The organism is Camelimonas fluminis, from assembly GCF_014656355.1.
In the GTDB taxonomy this organism is placed as follows: Bacteria; Pseudomonadota; Alphaproteobacteria; order Rhizobiales; family Beijerinckiaceae; genus Camelimonas; species Camelimonas fluminis.
The window spans coordinates 124,213-145,170 of record NZ_BNCG01000008.1 but is presented as its reverse complement, the minus strand read 5'-3'; the positions used below and the strand labels follow the sequence as shown (position 1 = coordinate 145,170).

At 65.1% G+C, this 20,958-nt stretch carries 15 protein-coding genes; 7 read left to right on the top strand and 8 right to left on the bottom strand.

The genetic code is table 11. The annotated features are described in order from the left end of the window. Window positions 1–32: 32 nt before the first annotated feature. The 6 genes from IE243_RS11180 to IE243_RS11155 all read right to left on the bottom strand — a co-directional run bounded on the left by IE243_RS11180 (window position 33) and on the right by IE243_RS11155 (window position 9,406). Window positions 33–1,841, bottom strand: coding sequence for an ABC transporter ATP-binding protein/permease (locus IE243_RS11180; protein WP_191319473.1), 1,809 nt, complete (start codon window positions 1,839–1,841; stop codon window positions 33–35). Continuing rightward, entirely contained in the window at window positions 1,838–2,728 is an 891-nt protein-coding gene (locus tag IE243_RS11175) for a ChaN family lipoprotein (RefSeq protein WP_191319472.1), read from the bottom strand. The genes IE243_RS11180 and IE243_RS11175 overlap by 4 nt, the downstream gene beginning before the upstream one ends. Before the next feature lie 129 nt (window positions 2,729–2,857). Continuing rightward, entirely contained in the window at window positions 2,858–3,565 is a 708-nt protein-coding gene (locus IE243_RS11170; protein WP_191319471.1) for a hypothetical protein, read from the bottom strand. Window positions 3,566–3,746: 181 nt separating this feature from the next. Further along, window positions 3,747–6,113 (bottom strand): TonB-dependent hemoglobin/transferrin/lactoferrin family receptor, encoded by a 2,367-nt coding sequence (locus tag IE243_RS11165; protein WP_191319470.1) that lies wholly within the window; start codon window positions 6,111–6,113, stop codon window positions 3,747–3,749. Window positions 6,114–6,533: 420 nt separating this feature from the next. Beyond that, window positions 6,534–8,123, bottom strand: coding sequence for a fatty acid--CoA ligase (locus IE243_RS11160; RefSeq protein WP_191319469.1), 1,590 nt, complete (start codon window positions 8,121–8,123; stop codon window positions 6,534–6,536). 74 nt (window positions 8,124–8,197) lie between these two features. Continuing rightward, window positions 8,198–9,406: an ABC transporter substrate-binding protein gene (locus IE243_RS11155; RefSeq protein WP_191319468.1), complete on the bottom strand. Its 1,209-nt coding sequence runs from the start codon at window positions 9,404–9,406 to the stop codon at window positions 8,198–8,200. A 263-nt stretch (window positions 9,407–9,669) separates the two neighbouring features. Here IE243_RS11155 and IE243_RS11150 point away from each other — a divergent pair, with 263 nt between their 5' ends. Further along, complete coding sequence (locus IE243_RS11150) at window positions 9,670–10,425, top strand: TetR/AcrR family transcriptional regulator (RefSeq protein ID WP_308432037.1); 756 nt, start codon at window positions 9,670–9,672, stop codon at window positions 10,423–10,425. A gap of 181 nt (window positions 10,426–10,606) precedes the next feature. On the opposite strand, the gene katG is transcribed toward IE243_RS11150, so the two are convergent. Further along, on the bottom strand, window positions 10,607–12,781 hold the full coding sequence (katG, locus tag IE243_RS11145; protein WP_191319466.1) for a catalase/peroxidase HPI: 2,175 nt from the start codon (window positions 12,779–12,781) through the stop codon (window positions 10,607–10,609). 147 nt (window positions 12,782–12,928) lie between these two features. Here katG and IE243_RS11140 point away from each other — a divergent pair, with 147 nt between their 5' ends. Next, a complete protein-coding gene (locus tag IE243_RS11140; protein WP_191319465.1) occupies window positions 12,929–13,840 on the top strand; it encodes a LysR substrate-binding domain-containing protein in 912 nt (303 codons plus the stop codon). Between the two features lie 74 nt (window positions 13,841–13,914). After that, complete coding sequence (locus IE243_RS11135; protein WP_191319464.1) at window positions 13,915–15,141, top strand: MFS transporter; 1,227 nt, start codon at window positions 13,915–13,917, stop codon at window positions 15,139–15,141. Window positions 15,142–15,382: 241 nt separating this feature from the next. Here IE243_RS11135 and IE243_RS11130 read toward each other — a convergent pair whose 3' ends face one another. After that, window positions 15,383–16,273 carry a LysR family transcriptional regulator gene (locus IE243_RS11130; RefSeq protein WP_191319463.1) on the bottom strand — a complete coding sequence of 297 codons (891 nt, stop codon included), beginning with the start codon at window positions 16,271–16,273 and terminating at the stop codon, window positions 15,383–15,385. 152 nt (window positions 16,274–16,425) lie between these two features. Between IE243_RS11130 and atzF the strand changes: the two genes are divergently transcribed. Genes atzF through IE243_RS11110 form a run of 4 tightly spaced genes read left to right on the top strand, consistent with a single transcriptional unit; the run spans window position 16,426 to window position 20,900 of the window. Then, window positions 16,426–18,261 (top strand): allophanate hydrolase, encoded by a 1,836-nt coding sequence (gene atzF, locus IE243_RS11125; RefSeq protein WP_191319462.1) that lies wholly within the window; start codon window positions 16,426–16,428, stop codon window positions 18,259–18,261. A 50-nt stretch (window positions 18,262–18,311) separates the two neighbouring features. Next, window positions 18,312–19,274, top strand: coding sequence for an ABC transporter substrate-binding protein (locus IE243_RS11120; protein ID WP_191319461.1), 963 nt, complete (start codon window positions 18,312–18,314; stop codon window positions 19,272–19,274). Continuing rightward, window positions 19,271–20,128, top strand: coding sequence for an ABC transporter permease (locus IE243_RS11115; RefSeq protein WP_191319460.1), 858 nt, complete (start codon window positions 19,271–19,273; stop codon window positions 20,126–20,128). Before IE243_RS11120 ends, IE243_RS11115 begins: the two co-directional genes overlap by 4 nt. After that, the gene (locus tag IE243_RS11110) at window positions 20,121–20,900 is read left to right on the top strand and encodes an ABC transporter ATP-binding protein (protein WP_191319459.1); all 780 of its coding nucleotides are present in this window, start codon (window positions 20,121–20,123) and stop codon (window positions 20,898–20,900) included. Before IE243_RS11115 ends, IE243_RS11110 begins: the two co-directional genes overlap by 8 nt. Window positions 20,901–20,958 lie beyond the last annotated feature (58 nt).

The following is a 20,958-nucleotide window of genomic DNA, read 5'->3' as shown; positions in this document are numbered from 1 at the left end:
GCGTTCCATCGCAGTGGCCGCGCGTTCGCGCCTTACGCCGTGGCGACGCGGAACACGGCGACTTGCCCCGCCTCCTCCGGCTCCGGCCAGGTCAGGTCGATGGTTCGCACGGGGCCAGGCAAGGGCGGCGGCCGATGGGTGACGATGACCAGGGTCGCGCCTGGAAGCCGCTGTCGCAGCAACTGGAACAGCTCGCGTTCGGCCTGCTGGTCAAGCGCGCTGGTCGCTTCATCAAGAAACACCCAGTCCGCCGCCGCCGCCAGCACGCGCGCCAGCATCAGCCGCTGCTGCTCCCCCCCGGAAAGTCCCTGCGGACCGGCGTGCGCGATGCAGTGACCACGGGCGCAACCGGTTTCCGCCGCAGCCGGCGCCCAGGTCGCGGCGCGGCCACCAAGGCCAACGGCCTGCAATAAAGCCTCTGCCTGAGCGACGGTGAACGCCCGTTCGCCTGGCTTAGGCAGCTCGCCTTCCGCCAGCAGGCTGGCTGGATAGACCGCTGCCTGGTGCAGGTCCCCGAGCGGCAGATAGGGATGCTGGGGCAGGAACATCGCACGGCCAGAAGGACAGACGACCTTACCCTCGCCATAGCGCCACATGCCGGCCAGCGCCTTGAACAGGGTGGACTTGCCGCGGCCAGAAGCGCCGCGCAGCCACACCGTCTCGCCGCGCGAGATCGTAAAGTCGGGGATGCGCGCGATGACGCCGCCGTGGGGCGAGGTCAGGCTCAGGCCGCGCGTCTCCAGCTGGTCGACGTCGCCGTGGGTCAAGGCGATGCCGGACGACGCCCCCGCCGCCTCGCCAACGCGAACGCGAAAGCCGTTCAGACGGCGCGCCGCCGAGACGAATTCAGCCAGGTCATGATAGGAGAAGATGAACCATGACATGGTCTGGGTGACCTGCTGGAAGGCGACATTGAGCTGCATCAGCCCGCCGAGGGCCACGTTGCCGGCGAAATAGGCTGGCGCCGCCAGAAACAGCGGCAGGCGCATCGTCGACATCATGTAGGGGCGGATGAAACAGCCGACGATGAACTCGCGCCGGATCAGATAGCGCCAGTTATCGACGATGCGGCTGAAGCGCTGGTCGAGAATCCGCCGCTCGGCCGGTTCGCCCGCCTGCAGGCTGACGGCGCTGCTGGCTTCACGCAACCGGCTGAGCGCATAGCGAAAATCGGCCTCACGATGCTGCTGCTCCATGTTGAGCTTCATCAAGCGCGCGCCCAGCACATGGGTGACAAGGCTGGACAGCAGCACATAGATGGGCGCCGCCCACACCATGTAACGCGGGATTTCGACGTCGAGACCGATGAAGCCAAGCGGCAGCGAGAAGGTCGACAACGACCACAGCACGCTGAAATAGGTGAACAGGCCGACCACCATGGTGATGACGTCGAGCGCCTCGCTCAGCAGCCTGCGCACGAAAATCTCGCAATCCTCGGCAATGCGCTGGTCGGGGTTGTCGATGTGGTTGTCCGGTTGGCCGCCGTGGGCCAGGCGCCAGTGGGCGCGCGAGTTGAGCCAGGCGTCCAGCATCGCGCTGGTCAGGGCGCCCCGCCAGTGCATGATCCCGATCTTGCGCACCCAGATGGCAAGCAGCGCCAGAGCTGAGGCCAGCGCGATCAGGATGAGAAACACGCCGATCTGGGTGAGGGCCGCCGATGCGTCCATCTTCTGCAAGGCATTGTAGAATGCGGCGTACCACGCGATCAGACGCACGTTGACGTAGACGCCGGCGAGGTTCAGCGCCAGCACGCCGCCGAAGCAGACCAGACCCGCCTTGCCCCCCGGCCCTGACATGCACAGGCGAAACAGTCCCCAGATGCAGCTGGCGAGGGCTTTCATGATGCGGCCTGCCCGCTCGCCGCAGCGGATCGGGGCTTGCGTTGCGCCGGCGGCTCTGGCGGATCGAGCCGGAACAGGGCGTCGGCCATGCCCCGGGTTTTCTCCAGCTCAATCCCGTCTGCCCCACCAGGCAGCAGCACGCCGATGCTGTCGACGCCAAGATCCCTCAGCTGGAAGGGCGTTCCGTGGCCAAACTCCAGATGGCCACGACCGATGACGCCAATGATCAGCAGACCGGGGTCGGCCACAAGGGCGTTGGCGATGTTGCAGGCGAAGGCCCGGTCCCAACACTGCTGGGCGCGCCAGAAGCGCGCGAAGGCCGGGTCGTCCGGCCCGGTGACGGCGGAGCGGCGAACGCCCAGGCCCCACAGATAACGACGATATTCCGCCGTCGCCGGCGCGGCGGGGGTCAGACCATCGCGCTCCGCCTCTGGGATCGCGTCCCACCCCTCCACGCCGACGCGCGTGACCAGCGGGCGATGGCAGTTCAGCGCCAGCATGCGCACTTTCTGCTGCCGGCAGAAATGGAATAGCGGCAGATAGATCCCGGGCGGAAAGCCCCAAACCACGTCCCATTCGCTGGCGACGAGAAAATCCGCGGTGGTCAGTCCGCCGGCGACCCACGCGTCCAGCACCGGCTGCAGCCGGCGCGGAAACATCTCAAACCCCACCGCCATATGGGGGCGCAAGGTGTGCAGGAAAGCGCACATATGCGCCTGCCAGCGATGAATTTCCGCGATGTCGTGCGTTTCGCCCAGCAGGACGACGCTTTTGCTGGCCATCGCCCGCAGCACGGCGTCCTGTGGGATCTGGGCGCCTGTGTCGGGGGAGATCCAGGTGGCGGGCGCATGGGCGACGCGGGATTGGGAAGCGGCCTGGCTGGTCATGGCGACATCCTGTGCAATGGAGCGAACTGGCGGCCACGGGGCGAACATCGACCCCGCCCGGCCGTGGTTTGGGAAAAGCGTCGGTCTGGTGCGTCCGCCTCGCGGCAATCGCCCCGGGTCATGCAGGCCTCAAAGGCCGGGGACGCCGCGCACGGTCAGGCCGGTCGGCGCGCCGTGCGCGTCAAGGGCCGTCCAGATCGCCTCGCCGTCGCCGCCTTCGCGCCGCCAGTCCGCGACGGCCCCGCCCTTCAGGTGCAGATGGAAATCGGGGCGCATGACATTGATAAAGCCCATGCCCGGCCTGACGCTTTCCGCGACGCCGCTCCATGCCTGAGCGAAGCCCGGGCCCTGCACGGCGATGGTGACTGGCGTCGCCGCCTCTACAGCCCGGACGAAAGGCAGGAGACCTGGGTCGTTCTCATCCAGGTCCTTCTTCTCCGGCATTTCCCTGGGGGCAGCGGCCGGCGCCCCGGTTTCCGAAAGGCCCGCAAGCGCGGCGTTGAAGCTCTTCAGACCGCCGTCCATGACGATAATGCTGAAGATCACGCCATCGGCCGCATCGCGAAATTCGATGCGCGGCAATTCCATATCCTTCATCTTTCCGGAGCGGTCTGCGACGATGGAAGCAATCGCGCTGGCGCGAACGCGGGCGTCATGGCAGGCGCCGCCGCAGACGATGTCGTCGCCGTCCCTGACGACGGTTTCGAGGCGACCGATGCGCTCATGGGTAGCGCCGCCGAAGCGGAAAACCTGCATCACCCGTGGAATCGCCGGCACGCGGCGCAGCACGTCAAAGGCGGTTTCGTTGAGGAAGGTGCGTTCAGAAGTGGCTGTCATGTGAGCATGTCCGCAAACTGTGCGCGGCGCGGAGCATGGCGTCCGCGCCCCTGGAGGTTTTCAGAAAACGGGGGCGCCGGCGTCGCCAGGCCGGCCCGGGGGTTGACCGGCCCGATGCGGCGACGCCGGCGGCGGGAGCGTCTGTCGGGGGGACAAGCGCCCCGCCTCAGCCTGGCGTCGGTCAGAAGTTGGCGACGGCGCTGATACGGAAGGTGCGGCCCGGCGCGGTCTGCAGTTCCAGCGGGTTGGCGATGGCGACTGAGGTGAGCGGCGTGATCGCATAGGTGTTGGGGAACGGCCCCTTGAAGTACCGGGTGTCAAAGATGTTCAGGACGGCGGCCCGCAGGGTGAAGGTCTCGTTGATCTTCCAGTTGGCGTAGGCGTCGAACACCGCGTAGCCGCCGGGCTTGTAGAGGCTCTGATCGCTGACCCGGCTCACACCCCTGGCGAAGGTGCTGCGGAATTCCGTTTCCAGTCCCCATTCCGGCTTCATCCACTTGACGCCGATCGTGCCATTGAGAGGGCTGGCTCCGTCGAAGGGCACATAGCGGTCGCCAGCTTCATATTGCTGCTTGCCGTGCTGGTATGACATGGCCGCGCTGACCGCCCAGTTCTCGTTGAACATGTACTCGGCCGACGCTTCCACGCCCCAGATTTTCACGGAGCTCAGATTGCGATAAGTGTATGTATTGGGGAATATTTGGTAGAAACTCTGGATGAAGTCGGTGTAGTCGGCCTTGAACACGCCAATCGAGAACCAGCCCTTCCCGAACTTGCCGCGCAGGCCCGCCTCGTAGGAACGCACGCTCTCCGGCTTCAGATCGGGATTGGGAATGATCAGGGTGGTGGTGGATGGCAATGATGAGTACAGTTGCTGGGCTGTTGGCATCTTGAAGCCTTCAGCGTAACGGCCGTAAATCGAGAAGACATCCGTCAGCTTGAAGATGGCTCCGACCTGCGGAATGACCTTGCTCGAGTTCAGCTCACGCGGCTCACGACCAGCAGCCACCACATAATCGCTGTCCGGACGCGGGTTGATATTGTAGTTGGCCCAACGCACGCCAGGGGTGACGATCAGCCGGTCGCCGAACATCCTGATCTCGTCCTGGATGTAGAGATCGGCGCGCCAGGTGTCGGAATTGGCGAAGTTGAAGCCACCAGCGCGCGTCACGGCCGTGGTGTTGCGCGTGCGATTGTAGACCGTGCTCTGACGGAAATAATCCGTGGTGGTGGTGTCCCCCTGGAAGCCGTAGGTCAGGTTGTGGCGCGCGCCCAGCAGGTCGAAATGGGAAGAAAGCTGGACGTCAGCCTGCAGGAAATCTTCCTGATAATCCAGAATATCATTGGTGATGACGTATTGACGCGAGGTATTGATCTGGTGACGCCAGCTGTCAAGCGCCCGCTTCTGCGGCGAATATGAGACATTCCAGCGCACATTGTCGAGAAACGGCGCGTTCACCTTCCAGTCATGGCTGAAGGCGACGCGATAGCGGGTCTGCTCCTGGTTGCGGTTGTACTCGCCGTTATATGATCGATTGGTCTGCAGACCATAGTCATACATCTGGAATACGGTGTTGTCCGACGAGAACATCTCGCCGGTCAGCTTGAACTCGTGGTCAGCCGTTGGACGGAACACCAGCTTGGACAGCATGTTCCAGGTGGTTCCGTCCAGCGGGTTGAGTTCGTTGCAGCGGATGGCCTCAGCCACGCGCGGACACCCCCAGAGCCCGCCATCAGCGCGGGCCCTGCCCAGCTTGCCCTCATTGTAGGTCTTCTGGTTGACGACGACGATTCCCTGCCATTGCGGATTGAACTGGGCCGCGAACATTGCCGTCTTGCTGAAGGAATTGTCGAAGCTGTCGAACGACGCCTCGACTCGGCCGGCCCATGGCTTGCCCTTGTTGATCAGCAGGTCGTCAGGATCGAGCGTGCGGAAGGCAACGATGCCGCCCAGCGCGTCCGCGCCCCACAGCACCGAGCCAGGCCCACGCACGATCTCCACCGCCTTCAGCGTCGGCATGTCGGTGAAGCTGCGGTTGCCGTCGGTGATGCGTTCCTGAATGCGCGAACCGTCGACCTGCATCTGCACGCGATTGCCGCCCACGCCGCGAATGGTGAAGCCGCCCAGATTGCCCCAGGGATCAGTTCCGGTTGTCTGGCGGTCAACCGTGACGCCGGGCTGGTAACGCACCAGTTCCTGATTGTTGTTGATCTGGTGCTGGTCAATGGTCTCGCGGCTGATGACGTTGACCGTGCCGGGAATGTCCAGCAACTGCGTCGGCTGGCGCGTGGCGGTGACCGAGATCATGTCGAGCTGGATCTCGCCGCCAGCGGGCGCTTCCGCTGCCGGGGGCGCCTGGTCTGAGGCCGCCGCCTGTCCCTGCCGGGGTTTTTGCGGCTGCGCGGCGGGAGCCGCGCTCGCGGCCGCGCCGCCGGCCGGCCGGCTCCCTGATTCCTGTGCGATCGCCGGCGCCATGAAAGCGGCCATCAGCGCCGCCACGCTCGCGCCCCGCGACAGGTAGCCTGCCGCCCCATAAATCTGCGTCACCTGACGTCCCCTGCCAGTTTCCGTAATACCGGCAGCCTTAAAACGGGAGTCCGCAGCAGGAACAACGCTTATCTTTTAGAATAAAATGTATGTATATCTATTCTAAATTTAGATTTTTACCAGGACGTTGAATCTTTATGCATTTTTTCTTTGCTTTAATTGGAGTTATTCCAATGAAAATGCAAATTTTTTATCTTAGCTGTGGATAAATCATCAAATTTCGCTCATTTCAAAAGACACGACGGCCCGAATTTGCCGTTTCGCAATCCGGCGCCAGATCGACACGCCAGACTGCGCTGGCCCACAGCGCCCCATGATGCGTCACGACGACGTGGTAAACCGCTCTCCGACCCCACGCAAAAAGCAAACGCCGGCGCGAAACCCGCGCCGGCGTCCGATCCGTGACCTTTGTTCAGACGTTCAGTTCACCTGGCGTGAATAGCCCGCCCAGAAGGGCTCGCGCAGGGTGCGGCGCAGGATCTTGCCCGAGGCGTTGCGCGGCAGCAGATCAATGAAGTCGACTGACTTCGGCGCCTTGAACGCGGCGATGCGGGTGCGGACGAAGCTGATCAGCTCCTCCTCGGTCGCCTCCTTCCCCGGTCGCAAGGCGACGATGGCCTTCACTTCCTCGCCCCACTTCTGCGACGGGATGCCGATCACCGCCGCCTCGGCCACCGCCGGGTGGCTGCTGATGGCGTTCTCGACCTCGGCCGGATAGATATTCTCTCCGCCCGAGATGATCATGTCCTTCATCCGGTCGTGGACATAGAGATAGCCGTCTTCGTCCATGTAGCCGGCGTCGCCGGACTTGAACCAGCCGTCCGCGGTCATGGCCGCCGCCGTGGCGTCCGGCAGGTTATAATAGCCGACCATGTTGGACGGCGACCTGATGGCGATCTCGCCGATTTCACCCGCCGGCAACGGCGCGCCGTTGTCGTCGAGAATGGCGATCTCGACGCCCGGCAGCGGCTTGCCGGCGGAGCGCATGCGCGGCGTCTCTTCCATGGTGTGATCTTCCGGCGGCAGCACGGTCACCGTGCCGGTGGTTTCCGTCAGACCGTACGCCTGGATGAACCCGCACTTGAACACCTCCATGCACTCCATCAGCAGTGCATGCGGCATCGGACTGGCGCCGTAGGAGATGCTGCGCAGGCGGGAGTAGTCGATCTCCCGGGCCCGGGGCTGGCGCACGACGAACTGCAGCGCGGCCGGCACCATGAAGAACTTGTTGACCCCGTCCTTGTCGATCAGATCCAGCACCTGCATCGGATCGAACTCGCGCGTGATGATCGCCTTCACGCCGTAATACATCACCCAGATGCCGAAGCCGGTGCCGCCGATGTGGCCGTTGGGCATGGCGACGAGGCCGATATCGTCCTCATACCAGTGCATCCACTCGTCTTCAGCCTCATCCTGCAACCGCCGCATGCCGAGGAAGTTGTTGTGAGTGAGCAGCGCGCCCTTCGGACGTCCGGTGGTGCCGGAGGTGTAGAGCTGCAGGAAGGGCTCGCCGAGGGCGCATTCGCGGCGTGGATCCGTATCCGGCCGGGCATCGCGCCATTGCGTCAGGTCAGGCCACGCCGGCTCGCCGCCTTCCATGGCGATGACGCCTTGCAGACCGGGGCATTCGGCGGCGACCTGGCGGCCGAGTTCGATGAATTCGGGGCCGATGAACAGCAGCTTCGCGCCAGAGTCCTGCACGATGTAGGACACCTCTGGCGGGGCCAGACGCCAGACGACGGGAACAATGACGACGCCCGCCTTCATGCAGGCGAAAACCAGCTCGAAGTAGAGGTCCGAGTTCTTGCCGACATGCGCGATGCGGTCGCCCGGCTTCAGGCCGGCGGCGATCAGGGCGTTGGCGATCTGGTTGATATGCCGGTTGCGCTCCGCATGGGTCGTGAGCCGCCCCTCAAATTCGGTCGCGATCGCGTCGCCGCGTTCCTGCGCATGCACCCGGGGGATGTCCGCCAGCGTCGTCAGTTCGTCGTGAAGCTTGATGTTCTGCATGGATCTTCTCAACAAATGGCCTGGAAAGGCGGCCGGGGAATGCTCCGGACAGCGATGGTGTCCGGAGCATCAGATTAACGCGCGCTGATGACTTCGCCCACCGGAACCCAGTCATCCTTCTCGAAGCGCATCAGCTGCATCTCACGGATGGGCGCGAAGTTTTCCGGGTTGTTGGCGTATTTCACGCCTGGCCGCAGCCCGGGGACTTTGACATCCTTCAGGTTGGTGGCGATTTTCATGATGTTCTCGCGAGTCAGATTATCGCCCGCCTCGCGCAGGACATGGGCCATGACATGCGACAGCATGTACATGCTGAAGCCAATCTCATTGGAGATGTCTTCATTTGGCAGATACTTCTTCATGAACGCCAGATAGGTCTTGACGTCCGGATCATTCGCCCAGTTGGGGCTGGATATCTGCTTCATGGCGCTGGCCGTGAGCAGGCCCTGGACGTTCTCCAGCCCGGCGGCGTTCAGATAGACCCGGCCGGCGGACGGGCTGCAGATGAAGTGCATCGGCTTCCAGTTGATCTCGGCAAGCTTCTTGAGCGATTGCGAGGTCGCCTTGCCAAGCGTCACGTTGAAGAACACATCCGCGCCGGTGTCGCGGGCGGCGAGGATCTGGCTGTCGATCGTCGGGTCAGCCAGTTCGTAGGTCAGCTCCTTGACGATCATCTTGTCGGCCTTGTCGCCAAGACCACGTTTGATGCCAGCCAGGTAGTCCTTGCCAAAATCATCGTTCAGATACAGCACGACGATCTTTGAATTTGGCTTTTCTTTCGCCAGGTACTTGCCATAGATGACCGCCTCATCGACGTAGCTGATGCTGCTCGGCGTGGTCCATGGGAAAGCCTTCGGCTGGTTGAACTTCGACGCGCCGGTGCTGACCATCAGCTGCGGGATTTTTTTCTGGTTCAGATAACGCTGCACCGACGTCTGCGCCGCGGTGCCGACGCTGGCGAACGTCGCCAGCACTTCGTCCTGCTCCACCAGCTTGCGGGTCTGCTCAACCGTCTTCGGCGGCGAAAAGGCGTCGTCCAGTGAAATCAGCCGCACCTTGCGACCATTGATGCCGCCCTGCTCCTCGTTCAGCATGCGGAAATAGGCCTGCTCAACGCGCCCCTGGATGCCATGGGCGGAGAGCGGCCCGCTGTAGGGCACAGTGTTGCCGAGCCTGATCTCGGTGTCGCTGGCGCCCGTATCGTACTTCTTTTCAGCCTGCGCGGCGCTGGCCGCAAACATGAGTATGGCCGCCGCAGCCGTGGCGGTGCGCAGAAAGTTCATTGCCGGTCCTCCCAATCCCTGATTTTTCATTTTTCCGGTCTGTCGCCAGAGGTCGCATCACCGATGGAAGCAGCGCCAGAGCGCCACTGGCTTAAACCAATTCCAGAACGCGTTCCACTTTTCTGCCGCCTGGGGCGCCAAAAGAGCGTCACGCCGGTTCCCCTGACGAATCCAGACGCAAAAAGAAAGCGCATCAATATGCGACAACATATTGCAAATACGTCTCTTTTTTGATTGATCTTATCAATTGATATACAGACTATATGAAGAGAAGCCACCCGGCGCAAGCGCTGCCATATGGAAAGCCAATGACTGCAGATCGCCAGGCCGCCCAACGCCAGCGGCGCGGAACCGGGGCGGCGGCGCCCGCCAGACGCCCGGCCCCGAATGAAACGCGGCTCCGCATTCTGGAAGCGGCGATGAAATGTTTTGCGCAGCAGGGTTTTTCTGGCGCCACAACGCGCGAGATCGCGGCGGAAGCCAGCGTGACCCTGCCGGTGATCGCCTATCACTTCGGCAACAAGGAAGGACTTCATCACGCCTGCGCCCAGGTCATTCTCGGCCGTTACCGGGATCGCATGTTGCCGGTGGTCGTCTCCGGACGCGCCTCCGTCAGATCCGGCGCGCTCGCCGCAGCGGACGCACGGGACATTCTGAGCCAGATCATGGAAGGCCTGATCGAGGCGTTCACGCACGAGGCGGACGAGAAATACCGGAGCCATTTCGTGTTGCGGGAATTGAGCGACCGCGGCCCCGCCTATGCGTATCTGATGAAGGAGCTGTGGCGACCTGGCGTGCTGCTGGTGGCGGATCTGCTCGCCATCGCATCCGGTCGCGACGCCACGACGGACAGGGACAAGGCTGCGGCCCTCATGTTGCTGTCATCCCTCAGCGCCCTGTCGAACCAGTCGGCGATTTCGCTCTCCATTCTCGATCGGAGCCGGTTTACCGACGACGACAGGGTGCTCGCCGGCCAGCTCGCGGGCGGGATGATCGACAGTTTTCTCGAACGCAAATAGGACGCTTCACGGACGCCCCCCAGAGAACGCGCATTGCACTGCTCCGCGCATTTCCGGCAAAACCCCGTCAGGGCTGTCGGCAATGGGGGGCTGCGCCAGAACCACGGACCTGACAGGCCGTCACGCATAAAAAAAGCCCGCCGGAGATACCGGCGGGCCCATTCAGGCAACAGGCCGCGGATCAGGCGACGTCGAAACGGTCGGCGTCCATGACCTTGCCCCAGGCCGCGACGAAGTCGTCGACGAACTTCCTCGCGTTGTCGTCCTGGGCGTAGACTTCGGCGTAGGCGCGCAGCACCGAGTTCGAGCCGAAGACCAGATCGACGCGGCTCGCCGTCCACTTCACCGCGCCGCTCTTGCGGTCGCGAATGTCGTACCGGTTGGTTCCGGTCGGAACCCAGTTGTAAGCCATGTCGGTCAGATTGACGAAGAAGTCATTGGTCAGCGCGCCGACCCGATCGGTGAACACGCCCTCCTTCGCGCCGCCATGGTTGGCGCCGAGCACGCGCAGGCCGCCGATCAGCACCGTCATGTCCGCCGCCGTCAGGCCCAGAAGCTGGGCGCGGTCGAGCAGCATCTCTTCCGGCGTAACGGCGTAGTCTTCCTTCTGCCAGTTACGGAAGCCATCGGCGAGCGGCTCCAGCACGGCGAAGGACGCAACGTCAGTCTGCGCCGCCGTGGCGTCGCCGCGACCTGGCGTGAACGGAACGGCGACGTCAAAACCCGCGGCCTTCGCAGCCTGTTCGACCCCGACGTTGCCCGCCAGCACGATAACGTCCGCGATGCTGGCGCCGGTTTCGGCCGCGATCGGCTCCAGCACCGCCAGCACCCGCGCCAGACGCTCCGGCTCGTTGCCCGCCCAGTCCTTCTGCGGCGCCAGACGAATGCGCGCGCCATTGGCGCCGCCGCGCTTGTCCGATCCACGGAAGGTGCGGGCGCTGTCCCAGGCCGTGGCGACCATGTCGGCGGTCGAAAGCCCGCTGTTCATGATCCTGGCCTTGACGGCGACGACGTCATAGTCCGCCCGGCCAGCCGGCACGGGATCCTGCCAGATCAGTTCCTCGGCCGGGACGTCCGGTCCGAAATAACGCGAACGCGGCCCCAGATCACGGTGGGTGAGCTTGAACCATGCCCGGGCGAACGCATCCGTGAACGCCTCAAAGTCGTTCATGAAACGCAGCGAGATCTCGCGATAGATCGGGTCGACCTTCAGCGCCATATCCGCGTCGGTCATCATTGGCATGACGCGGATGGAGGGATCTTCAACGTCCGCCGGCTTGTCCGCGTCGGCGATGGTGATCGGCTCCCACTGGTTGGCGCCAGCCGGGCTGCGGGTCAGCGTCCACTCGTGCTTGAACAGCATCTCGAAGAAGCCGTTGTCCCACACCGTCGGATTGGTGGTCCAGGCGCCTTCGATGCCGCTGACGACCGCGTCGCGGCCAACGCCGCGGCGGCTGCGGTTCAGCCAGCCAAGGCCCTGATCTTCAATGGCGCCGCCTTCCGGCGCCGGGCTCAGAAGTCCCGCGTCGCCATTGCCGTGGCCCTTGCCGACCGTGTGGCCGCCGGCGGTCAGCGCGACGGTTTCCTCATCGTTCATCGCCATGCGGGCAAAGGTTTCCCGCATCATGTTGGCGGTCTTCTGCGGATCCGGCTGACCGTTGACGCCTTCCGGGTTCACGTAGATGAGGCCCATCTGCACGGCGGCCAGCGGATTGGCCAGCGTTTTGGCGTCGGCCAGATCGCCGTAGCGGCTGTCGCTCGGCGCCAGCCACTGCTTCTCGTCGCCCCAGTAGATGTCCTTCTCGGGGTGCCAGATATCCTCGCGGCCGAAAGCGAAGCCATAGGTCTTCAGGCCAGCGCTCTCATAGGCGATGGTGCCGGCGAGCGCGATCAGGTCAGCCCAGCTGATCCTGTTGCCGTATTTCTTCTTGATCGGCCACAGCAGACGACGCGGCTTGTCGGTGTTGGCGTTATCCGGCCAGGAGTTCAGCGGCGCGAACCGCTGGTTGCCGGTGCCGGCGCCGCCGCGACCGTCGGCGATGCGGTAGGTGCCGGCGGCATGCCACGTCATGCGCACAATGGTGCCGACATAGTTGCCCCAGTCAGCCGGCCACCAGTCCTGGCTGTCGGTCATCAGCGCGCGGATGTCGTTCTTCAGCGCCGCGACGTCAAGCTTCTTCAACTCCTCGCGGTAGTTGAAGTCCTTGCCCATCGGGTTCGTCTTGACGTCATGCTGGTGGAGAATGTCCAGGTTCAGCGCATTCGGCCACCAGCTGGTGACCGAGGCGCCGGTCACGGTCAGTCCGCCATGCATGACCGGACATTTCCCGGCCTTTTTCGCTTCAATGCCATCCATGACCATTCCTCTTCAGAACCTGCTGCGTTGCCGCTACGTCATGTCCGGTCGACCGGACCCGCTGGCGACGACTGCCTTGAATGGTTCTAGGCAAATGTGATCATAATGAGAACTTGAATTTTCAAATTGCATCGATAAATTTTTCAAATGATTTCGATCCGGCATCTCCGCTATTTCGCCGCCCTCGCCCAACATCGTCATTTCGGCCGCGCCGCCGACGCCTGCGCCATCAGCCAGCCGGCGCTCTCATTGCAGATCAAGGATCTGGAAGACCTGCTCGACGCCCCGCTGGTGGAGCGCGACCACCGCCAGATCCGCCTCACCAGCCTGGGCGAGGCCTTCGCCAGCCGCGCCCATGACATCCTGCGCGCTGTGGACGAACTGGCGGATCTCGCCCGCGCGTCCAGCCAGTCGCTGGCGGGCGACCTGCGCATTGGCATGATTCCCACGGTGGCGCCCTACCTGCTGCCGGCGGTCATCCGGCGGCTTGGCGAGCTGTTTCCGGCAGTGGACCTCCGGCCACGCGAGGCCGTGACCCAGAAGCTGATCGAGGACCTGACAAATGGCAGGCTGGACGTCGCCATCGTCGCCCTGCCGGTTCTGGAGCCGGTGCTGCAGGAATTGCCGCTGTTTGAGGAAGAGTTCGTCCTCGTCCGGCCGTCCGCCGACAGAATGAAGCCGCCGCCATGCCCGGACACGCTGCGGGAAATGCGCCTGCTGCTGCTGGAGGAAGGCCACTGCTTCCGGGATCAGGCGCTTGCATTCTGCAACATGGCCCCCGGCGCGCCGAAGGATCTGATGGAAGGCAGTTCGCTCTCCACGCTGGTGCGCATGGTAGGCGCCGGCATCGGCGTCACCCTGATTCCGGAAATGGCGGTCGCCCCGGAAACCGCCTCCGTCGATGTCAACGCTGTCCGGCTGGCGCTGCCGCGCCCGTCGCGCACCATCGGAATGGTCTGGCGCAAGACCAATCCGCTCGCTGGACGCTTCGCCCAGATCGGCGAGGTTGTCGCCCAGGAACACCGAAACCTGCTCGCATCCCGGCCAAGCGATCTTTGAAAGCAGAAAACGGATAGCGCCAGGCCCCAGGTCGGGATGAGCTGCCGCACGCACCGTTTTCGTGAGGCTTTCCCTTGATCCGTTCCAGCTCTCCGCTTCCCGCCGCGGTCCGGCGCATCGGCTGGTCAAATCTGTTCGCGCAGCTTTCCGAGCAGATCGGCCAGGCCGCCGCGCCCCTGGCCGCCGTACTGGTTCTGTCCGCCCGACCATCGGAGACGGCGTGGCTTCAGATGGCCCAGACGTTGCCGTTCCTGCTGCTGTCGATCCCCGCGGGCCTCATCGTTGATCGGGCTTCACGGCGTCTGCTGATGATTGGCGCCGAAGCGCTGCGCGCCGCTTCGCTCGCCGTGATTGCAGCGTTGCTGGCCTGCGGCGGCCTTGATCTGCCGCTGCTCGCGACCCTGGGATTTGCCGGCGCCGTCGGCACGGTCTGCTACAGCGTCGCCACGCCGGCGCTGTTGCCAGCCCTGACGCCACGCAGCCAGCTTGCCATGGCCAACCGCTGGCTTGAGTTGGCCCGCAGCGCCGCCAGCATGGCGGGCCCGGCGCTTGGCGGCCTGCTGGTGAGCTGGCTGGGCGCTTCGGCCGCGCATGTGCTGGCGACGGTGCTGTCGCTGCTGGCGATCCGCCTTCTGTCCGGACTTCCCCGGGAAAGGCGCGGTCCGGCGCCGCCGCGCAGCCTCATCCACGATCTGGCTGAGGGCGCGCAATTCATCTCCCGTCATGACCTCCTGCGGCCGATCCTGATCACCGCGGTGTTTTTCAATACCGGCTGGTTCATACTCCAGGCGATCTATGTGGCTTACGCCGTCCAGAACCTCGGCTTGAGCGCCGCCGAAGTCGGCCTGACGCTCGCAGTCCATGGCGCCGGCATGATCGCGGGGGCCCTGATCGCGCCGGCTCTATCAGACCGGATATCATTCGGAACCATGATCATTATTGGCCCGGTCAACGGCTTTTGCGCCGCCGTTCTGATGTTGCTGACGGCATGGACCCCATCGCTCTGGCTTGCATGCGTGGGTTTTTTTCTGTTTGGCGCCGGGCCAACCCTTTGGGCGATCGCCACGATGACGCTCAGGCAGGCCGTTACCCCGCAAGCGATGTTGGGGCGCGTCTCCGCCTTTATCATGACCGCAACATTCGGCGCCCGCCCCCTGGGCGCGGCGATTGGCGCCACTGTTGCGGCCAGATCCGGCGTAACAGCCTGCCTCCTGGCGGCGACCGTCTGCTTCGGCCTGCAACTGACCGTGATTGGCCTGTCGCGCGTTCCAAAACTGCAGCAATTGCCGAAACCGGTCTGATCTGGCCCCAACGCCAGGGCGCGATCAAATTCCGCGGCAACGATTGCATTGCCAGCGCACCTGCAGATGATGCCGCAAGGATGCCCGCTCGATGAATCGTGGCTCCAGATGATATCGCTCAAACCCGCTCAACGACGGGACAATCCGCCGCCGTCTGGCGTCGCCGGGACGGGCGCACTCCGATTGATGAGCCAGGGGCGGCTCCTTGCGCCGCGTTGATCGGTGACGCCCAACCGCCCCCTCAGCCAACCAGCGCCCGCACGACCTGTTCCGTAAACCGGGCTGCGGCGACCGGAAGGGTGCGTCCGCGCAACTGTCCGACGACGGTCTGCGCCGGCGCCATGTCGCGCGCGTCGATTTCCCGGGCGACCAGACGTTCGTTCTCATGGGGCACGCCGGCGCGTATCTGGAACGTCACCACATGCTCGCGAATGGCGTAACTGCGCATCACTTCGAACGAGCCAGTTTCCAGCGCTACCTGCGCCGGCAATGAAACGCGCACCCGCGCCGCATCCAGAAGATGCCGGATGGCGAGGCTGCGGTCGGGCATGATCACTGGCCAGCGCAGGCAGTCGCGCAACCGCACCGGCCCCTCCGTTGCAGCCAATGGATGGTCAGCCGCGACGATGGCGCAAACCGGCTGCTCCAGCACCAGCAGCGGCATGAATTCCGGCGCCGGCGGCGGCTGCAGCACGACAGCCAGATCGGCTTCGAACGCCGTCAGCGCCGAAACCACATGTGCGTGGTCGCGCACCATCAGATTGAACGAAACCAGCGGGTGCGCCGCGCGATAGGCCGCGATCTGCGCTGGCAGGAATTCGTGGGCGAAGGCCTGGCTGCAGGCCACCGATACGTGGCCGCGCCGCTCGCCCGACAGGTCGGCGATCTGCGAACGGATGCGTTCGAAGTCCGAAAGCTGGTCGCGAATATGACGCACCACAAGTTCGCCCGCCGGATTGAGACGCATGCCCTGGGGCAGGCGCTCGAACAGGGTCACGCCCATTTCCTGCTCGAAATCCTGGATCTTGCGGGTCAGGGCCGAAGGCGTCAGCGCCAGCCGTTCAGCGCTTTTGCGGATCGAGCCGCTCAGGGCCACGTCCAGGATGCACGCGAAGGTTCTGAGGTGTTTCATCGTCCCTGCTTCCTGTGAGGCGCCAACACGTTTCCAGCATCAGACCATATGGTGTTGCGATTTAGGAAACACATCGTTCGAAAACGAGCAATAGACTGCAACACACCAGGGGCTCAACCTGCTCCGGCGATCACATCACGCCGGAGTTTCCCATGCCCGCCGACCTGAACGACCTGTCGCTCGCCAACCTGCCGTTCGCCGATCTGTCGTCCCGGGTCGCCGCCTACCGGGCAGGTCGCGATCCAATGGCCGATCTGCGGGCGACGCACGCCGCCATCAGCGCCGCAACCGGTTCGCACGCCTGGATTTCCGTTATGCCGCTCGCGATGATCGAAGCGACGCTGGCCGCGGCGAGCCGCCGGCTGGAGGCCGGCGAGGATCTGCCGCTGTATGGCGCGCCCTTCGCGGTGAAGGACAATATCGACGTCGCGGGCCTGCCAACGACGGCCGCCTGCCCGGCGTTCGCCTTTACGCCGACGACCTCCGCGACCGCCGTTGACCGCCTTGTCGCGGCTGGGGCCATTCCCGTCGGCAAGACCAACCTCGACCAGTTCGCCACCGGGCTGAGCGGCGCCCGCTCCCCTTATGGCGTTCCGGCGTCGGCCCTCGACCCAACGCTGGTCTCCGGCGGATCCAGCTCCGGCTCGGCCATCGCCGTCGCCACCGGCCTCGCACCGTTCGCCCTCGGCACTGACACGGCCGGCTCGGGCCGGGTTCCCGCCGCCTTCAACAATGTGGTCGGGTTGAAGCCGACCAGGGGTCTGATCAGCGCCATCGGCGTGACGCCAGCTTGCCGCAGCCTCGACTGTGTCTCCGTGTTCGCGGCCACTGTCGCCGACGCCCTGCTGGTCACCCGCATCGCCGCCGGCTTCGACGCCGCCGACCCGTATTCGCGCCGCGCCCCGGCAGACGCCCTGGCGACGCCGGCCGTGGCTCCCTTCCGCTTCGGCGTGCTGGACGCGGCGACCCTGGCCTTGTGCGACGCTGTCGTCCAGGCGGCCTACCTCCGCTCCATCTCCCGGCTGGAAGCCATCGGCGGAACGGCGGTGGCCATCGACTGGACGCCCATGCGCCAGGCGGCCGCCCTGCTCTACGATGGCCCATGGATCGCCGAACGGCTGGCGGCGGTCGGTGATTTCCTGGGCGAGAACCCGGACAGGGTTCATCCTGCGGTGGGCGGCGTCATCGCCCAGGGCAAGAACTGGTCCGCCGTCGACGCCTTCCAGGGGCAGTATCGGCTGGCCGCGCTGGCCCGCCAGGCCGAAGCGATCTGGGACGCCGTCGACATCGTGTTGACGCCGACGGCGCCGGAACACCCGTCCATCGACGCCATGCTGGCCGACCCCATCGGTCGCAACGCCCGGCTGGGCCTGTTCACCAACTTCGTCAACCTGATGGATCTGGCCGCCCTGGCCGTTCCGTCAGACCTGACCTACGCCGGGCTTCCCACCGGCGTCACCCTGGTCGGACCCGCCTTCAGCGACGGCAGGCTTGCCGTCATCGGCGATCTGCTGCACCGCGCCACGCCGGCCGCCTCTCTCGGGGCGACGCGCACGGCGCTGGCGGCGACAGCGCCAGTGGCCGCATCGCCGCGCGACGGCGTCACGCTGGCGGTCGTCGGCGCCCATCTGCGCGGCGAGCCGCTCAACTGGCAATTGACCGATCGCAACGCCGAATTTCTGGGCGCCGCAAAAACAGGCGCCGGCTACAGCCTTTATGCACTTGCGGGAACCACGCCCCCCAAGCCCGGCCTGCTGCGCGACGGCGGCGACGGCGGCGTCGCCCTCGAACTCTGGCGTCTCACACCGGAAGCCTTTGGCACATTTGTTGCTGGGATACCGGCGCCGCTGGGCGTCGGCTCGGTGGAACTGGAGGACGGCTCCGTCGTGAAAGGCTTTCTCTGCGAACCCCACGCCGTCGCGGGCGCCCGCGACATCACCGTTTTTGGCGGCTGGCGCGCCTTTTTGACCGCCGCCCAGGCAGCCTGACCGGCGCCAGACCCGAAACCCGCCTGAATCCAGGCAAAGGAGCCCGCATCATGATCCAGCGCAGACAGTTCCTGATGGGCGCCGTGGCCGCTCTCGCCGCCCCCGCCGTCATCGGCGGCGCCCGCGCCCAGTCCGGCAAGCCGGTCGTCATCCGCATGGGCGCGCTCAAGCTCATCCACTCCATCGCGCCGTATTTCTACGAGCAGTTTACCCCCGCCGGTTACCGCATCGACGTCGTGCCGTTCGAAAGCCCGACGGAGGGCAAGAACGCCGTGGTCACGAAGTCCGTGGATTTCGGCATGTTCGGCATCGCCGCCGGCCTGCTTGGCGCCTCGGCCGGCGAACCGGTGGCGCTGATCGCCGGCGCCTGCAACAAGGGCGTTGGCGTCGTCGCCGGCAAGAACAGCGACATCAATTCCATCAAGGACCTGAAGGGCAGGCGCGTCGCCATCTGGCCGGGCTCCACCCAGGAGATGTTCATTCTCGAGCGCCTCTCCCAGGAAGGCATGTCGGTGAAGGACATCATACCGGTGCGTATCTCGTTCTCCGAAATGCACGCGGCGCTCGCCCGCGGCGACGTCGACGCCTATGTGGGCGCCGAACCGGGCCCCGGCGTCAGCCTCGCCACCGGCGTCGGCAAGATCGTCGAGTATCCCTATGGCACGCCGCTGGGCCCGCTGAACATGATCACCGCCGCCCACAAGGACACGCTGGCGGCGCGGCCTGACCAGGTGAAGGTGCTGCTGGAGGTGCATCGCAAGGCCTGCGAATTCGCCATGGCCAACCGCGATCGCATGGCCGCCATGGCCGTGGCGAAGCTGGGCCAGAAGCCCGAGGCCATCGCCCGCTCAGTGCCCAATGTCGATCTGGTGTGGGACTTCACGCCCGAGGATCGCAAGCGCGGCGAAACCTACGCCCAGCGCATGCTCGACCTGAAGCAGATTCGCCGGCTGCCGGATTTCGCCGCCTTCTTTCAGACCGCCGCTGTTGACCAGATTGGAGGACGCGCATGAGCATCGTCATGCAAGGGGCGCCGCCCGCAACGCGCAGTCGTGGCCGCGTCTCCGCCGCCCGGCTGCGGGAGCTGGGCGGCCGGGCCGGCCAGGTCGCCCTCGCCCTGGCCTTCCCCGCCGCCATTCTGACCGCCTGGCACTTCGCCACCGCCGGCGCGACCTACAGTCTGGTGCCGCCACCGGCGGAAGTCGCCCGCGCCTTCTGGGACCTCGCATTCGGCGGGATCAACGACGACGCCTTCAGCCAGACCCTGCTGACCCATGTGCTGGCGTCGGTGGGGCGGGTGCTCGGCGGCTTCGGCCTCGCCGTGCTCGTGGCGCTGCCGCTCGGCCTGTTGATTGGTCGCGTGCCATTCGTGCGGCAGATGCTGGACCCGACCCTGCAACTGCTGCGACCGATCCCGGTGACCGCCTGGCTGCCGCTGGCGATGATCCTGTTCGGCATCGGCCCGCGATCGGCTTTCTTCCTGGTGTTCCTCGGCGCCTTCTATCCCATCCTCATCAACACCGTGTTCGGCGTGCGCGCCGTCGAGACGCGGCTGTTCGAGGCGGCGAGCATGCTTGGCTGCAAGGGCCCGGCGCAGTTCAGCCGCGTGGTCTTGCCAGCTTCGCTGCCAGCCATCTTCACCGGCCTGCGTCTTGGCCTCGGCTTCGCCTGGGTGGTGATTGTCATCGGCGAGATGACCGGCGTCCAGACCGGGCTCGGCGCCATCATCATGGAAGCCCGCCAGCTGTCGCGCACGGAGATCGTCATCGCCGGCATGATCGCCATCGGCGCGCTCGGCTTCATCTCCGACCGTCTCGTCATGCTGCTCGGCCGTCGTCTGCTGTCCTGGAGTCCGAACCATGTCTGAGCCAACCATTCCGATCCTCGAGATGCGCAATGTCAGCAAGAATTTCGACTTCTCGGGGCAGCGCATCCAGGCGCTTGCCGGCGCCAACCTCACCGTGCGCAAGGGCGAATTCATCTGCCTCATCGGCGCCTCGGGCTGCGGCAAGTCCACCCTGCTGCGCATCGCCGCCGGCTTCGAGCAGCCAACCTCCGGCGAGGCGCTGATGTGGGGCAAGCCGATCAATGGCCCGGACCCGTCGCGCGGCATGGTGTTTCAGGATTATGGCCTGTTCCCGTGGCTGTCCGTGCGCGGCAATATTGGCTTCGGCCTCGCCGCCCGTGGCCGGCCGAAGGCCGAAATCCAGGACACGGTCAGCCGTTATGTCGACATGGTCGGCCTCGGCAAGTTCGCCGACGCCTACCCGCACCAGCTCTCCGGCGGCATGAAGCAGCGGGTCGCCATCGCCCGCGTGCTGGCCAACGACGCGGAAGTGGTGCTGATGGACGAACCGTTCGGTGCCCTTGACGCCATGACCCGCGACCGCCTGCAGGACGAACTGCTGGAGCTGTGGGCCAGCACCAGCCTGACCGTGCTGTTCGTCACCCACTCCATTGAAGAGGCGGTGTTCCTGTCCGACCGGGTTGTGGCCATGTCGCCGGGGCCAGGACGCATCGACAGCGAGCTGCTGCTGGATCTGCCGCGCCCCCGCGACGTGTCCTCGCCCACCTTCAACGCCATTCGCAGCGACCTGAACCAGCGCCTGCACAGCCACCACGCCCGCAAGGCGGCGTGATCCAGCAAACATCTCCGGAATGCCTTCATGCGGAGCGGCAGCCGCTTCGCATGATTTG

Coding starts and splice junctions, on each gene's coding strand:
- IE243_RS11160 (WP_191319469.1), bottom strand. CDS start 8,123: ATGCAGAACATCAAGCTTCACGACGAACTGACGACGCTGGCGGACATC.
- IE243_RS11140 (WP_191319465.1), top strand. CDS start 12,929: ATGATTTCGATCCGGCATCTCCGCTATTTCGCCGCCCTCGCCCAACAT.
- IE243_RS11120 (WP_191319461.1), top strand. CDS start 18,312: ATGATCCAGCGCAGACAGTTCCTGATGGGCGCCGTGGCCGCTCTCGCC.
- IE243_RS11180 (WP_191319473.1), bottom strand. CDS start 1,841: ATGAAAGCCCTCGCCAGCTGCATCTGGGGACTGTTTCGCCTGTGCATG.
- IE243_RS11170 (WP_191319471.1), bottom strand. CDS start 3,565: ATGACAGCCACTTCTGAACGCACCTTCCTCAACGAAACCGCCTTTGAC.
- IE243_RS11175 (WP_191319472.1), bottom strand. CDS start 2,728: ATGACCAGCCAGGCCGCTTCCCAATCCCGCGTCGCCCATGCGCCCGCC.
- IE243_RS11155 (WP_191319468.1), bottom strand. CDS start 9,406: ATGAACTTTCTGCGCACCGCCACGGCTGCGGCGGCCATACTCATGTTT.
- atzF (WP_191319462.1), top strand. CDS start 16,426: ATGCCCGCCGACCTGAACGACCTGTCGCTCGCCAACCTGCCGTTCGCC.
- IE243_RS11110 (WP_191319459.1), top strand. CDS start 20,121: ATGTCTGAGCCAACCATTCCGATCCTCGAGATGCGCAATGTCAGCAAG.
- IE243_RS11150 (WP_308432037.1), top strand. CDS start 9,670: ATGAAGAGAAGCCACCCGGCGCAAGCGCTGCCATATGGAAAGCCAATG.
- IE243_RS11115 (WP_191319460.1), top strand. CDS start 19,271: ATGAGCATCGTCATGCAAGGGGCGCCGCCCGCAACGCGCAGTCGTGGC.
- katG (WP_191319466.1), bottom strand. CDS start 12,781: ATGGATGGCATTGAAGCGAAAAAGGCCGGGAAATGTCCGGTCATGCAT.
- IE243_RS11130 (WP_191319463.1), bottom strand. CDS start 16,273: ATGAAACACCTCAGAACCTTCGCGTGCATCCTGGACGTGGCCCTGAGC.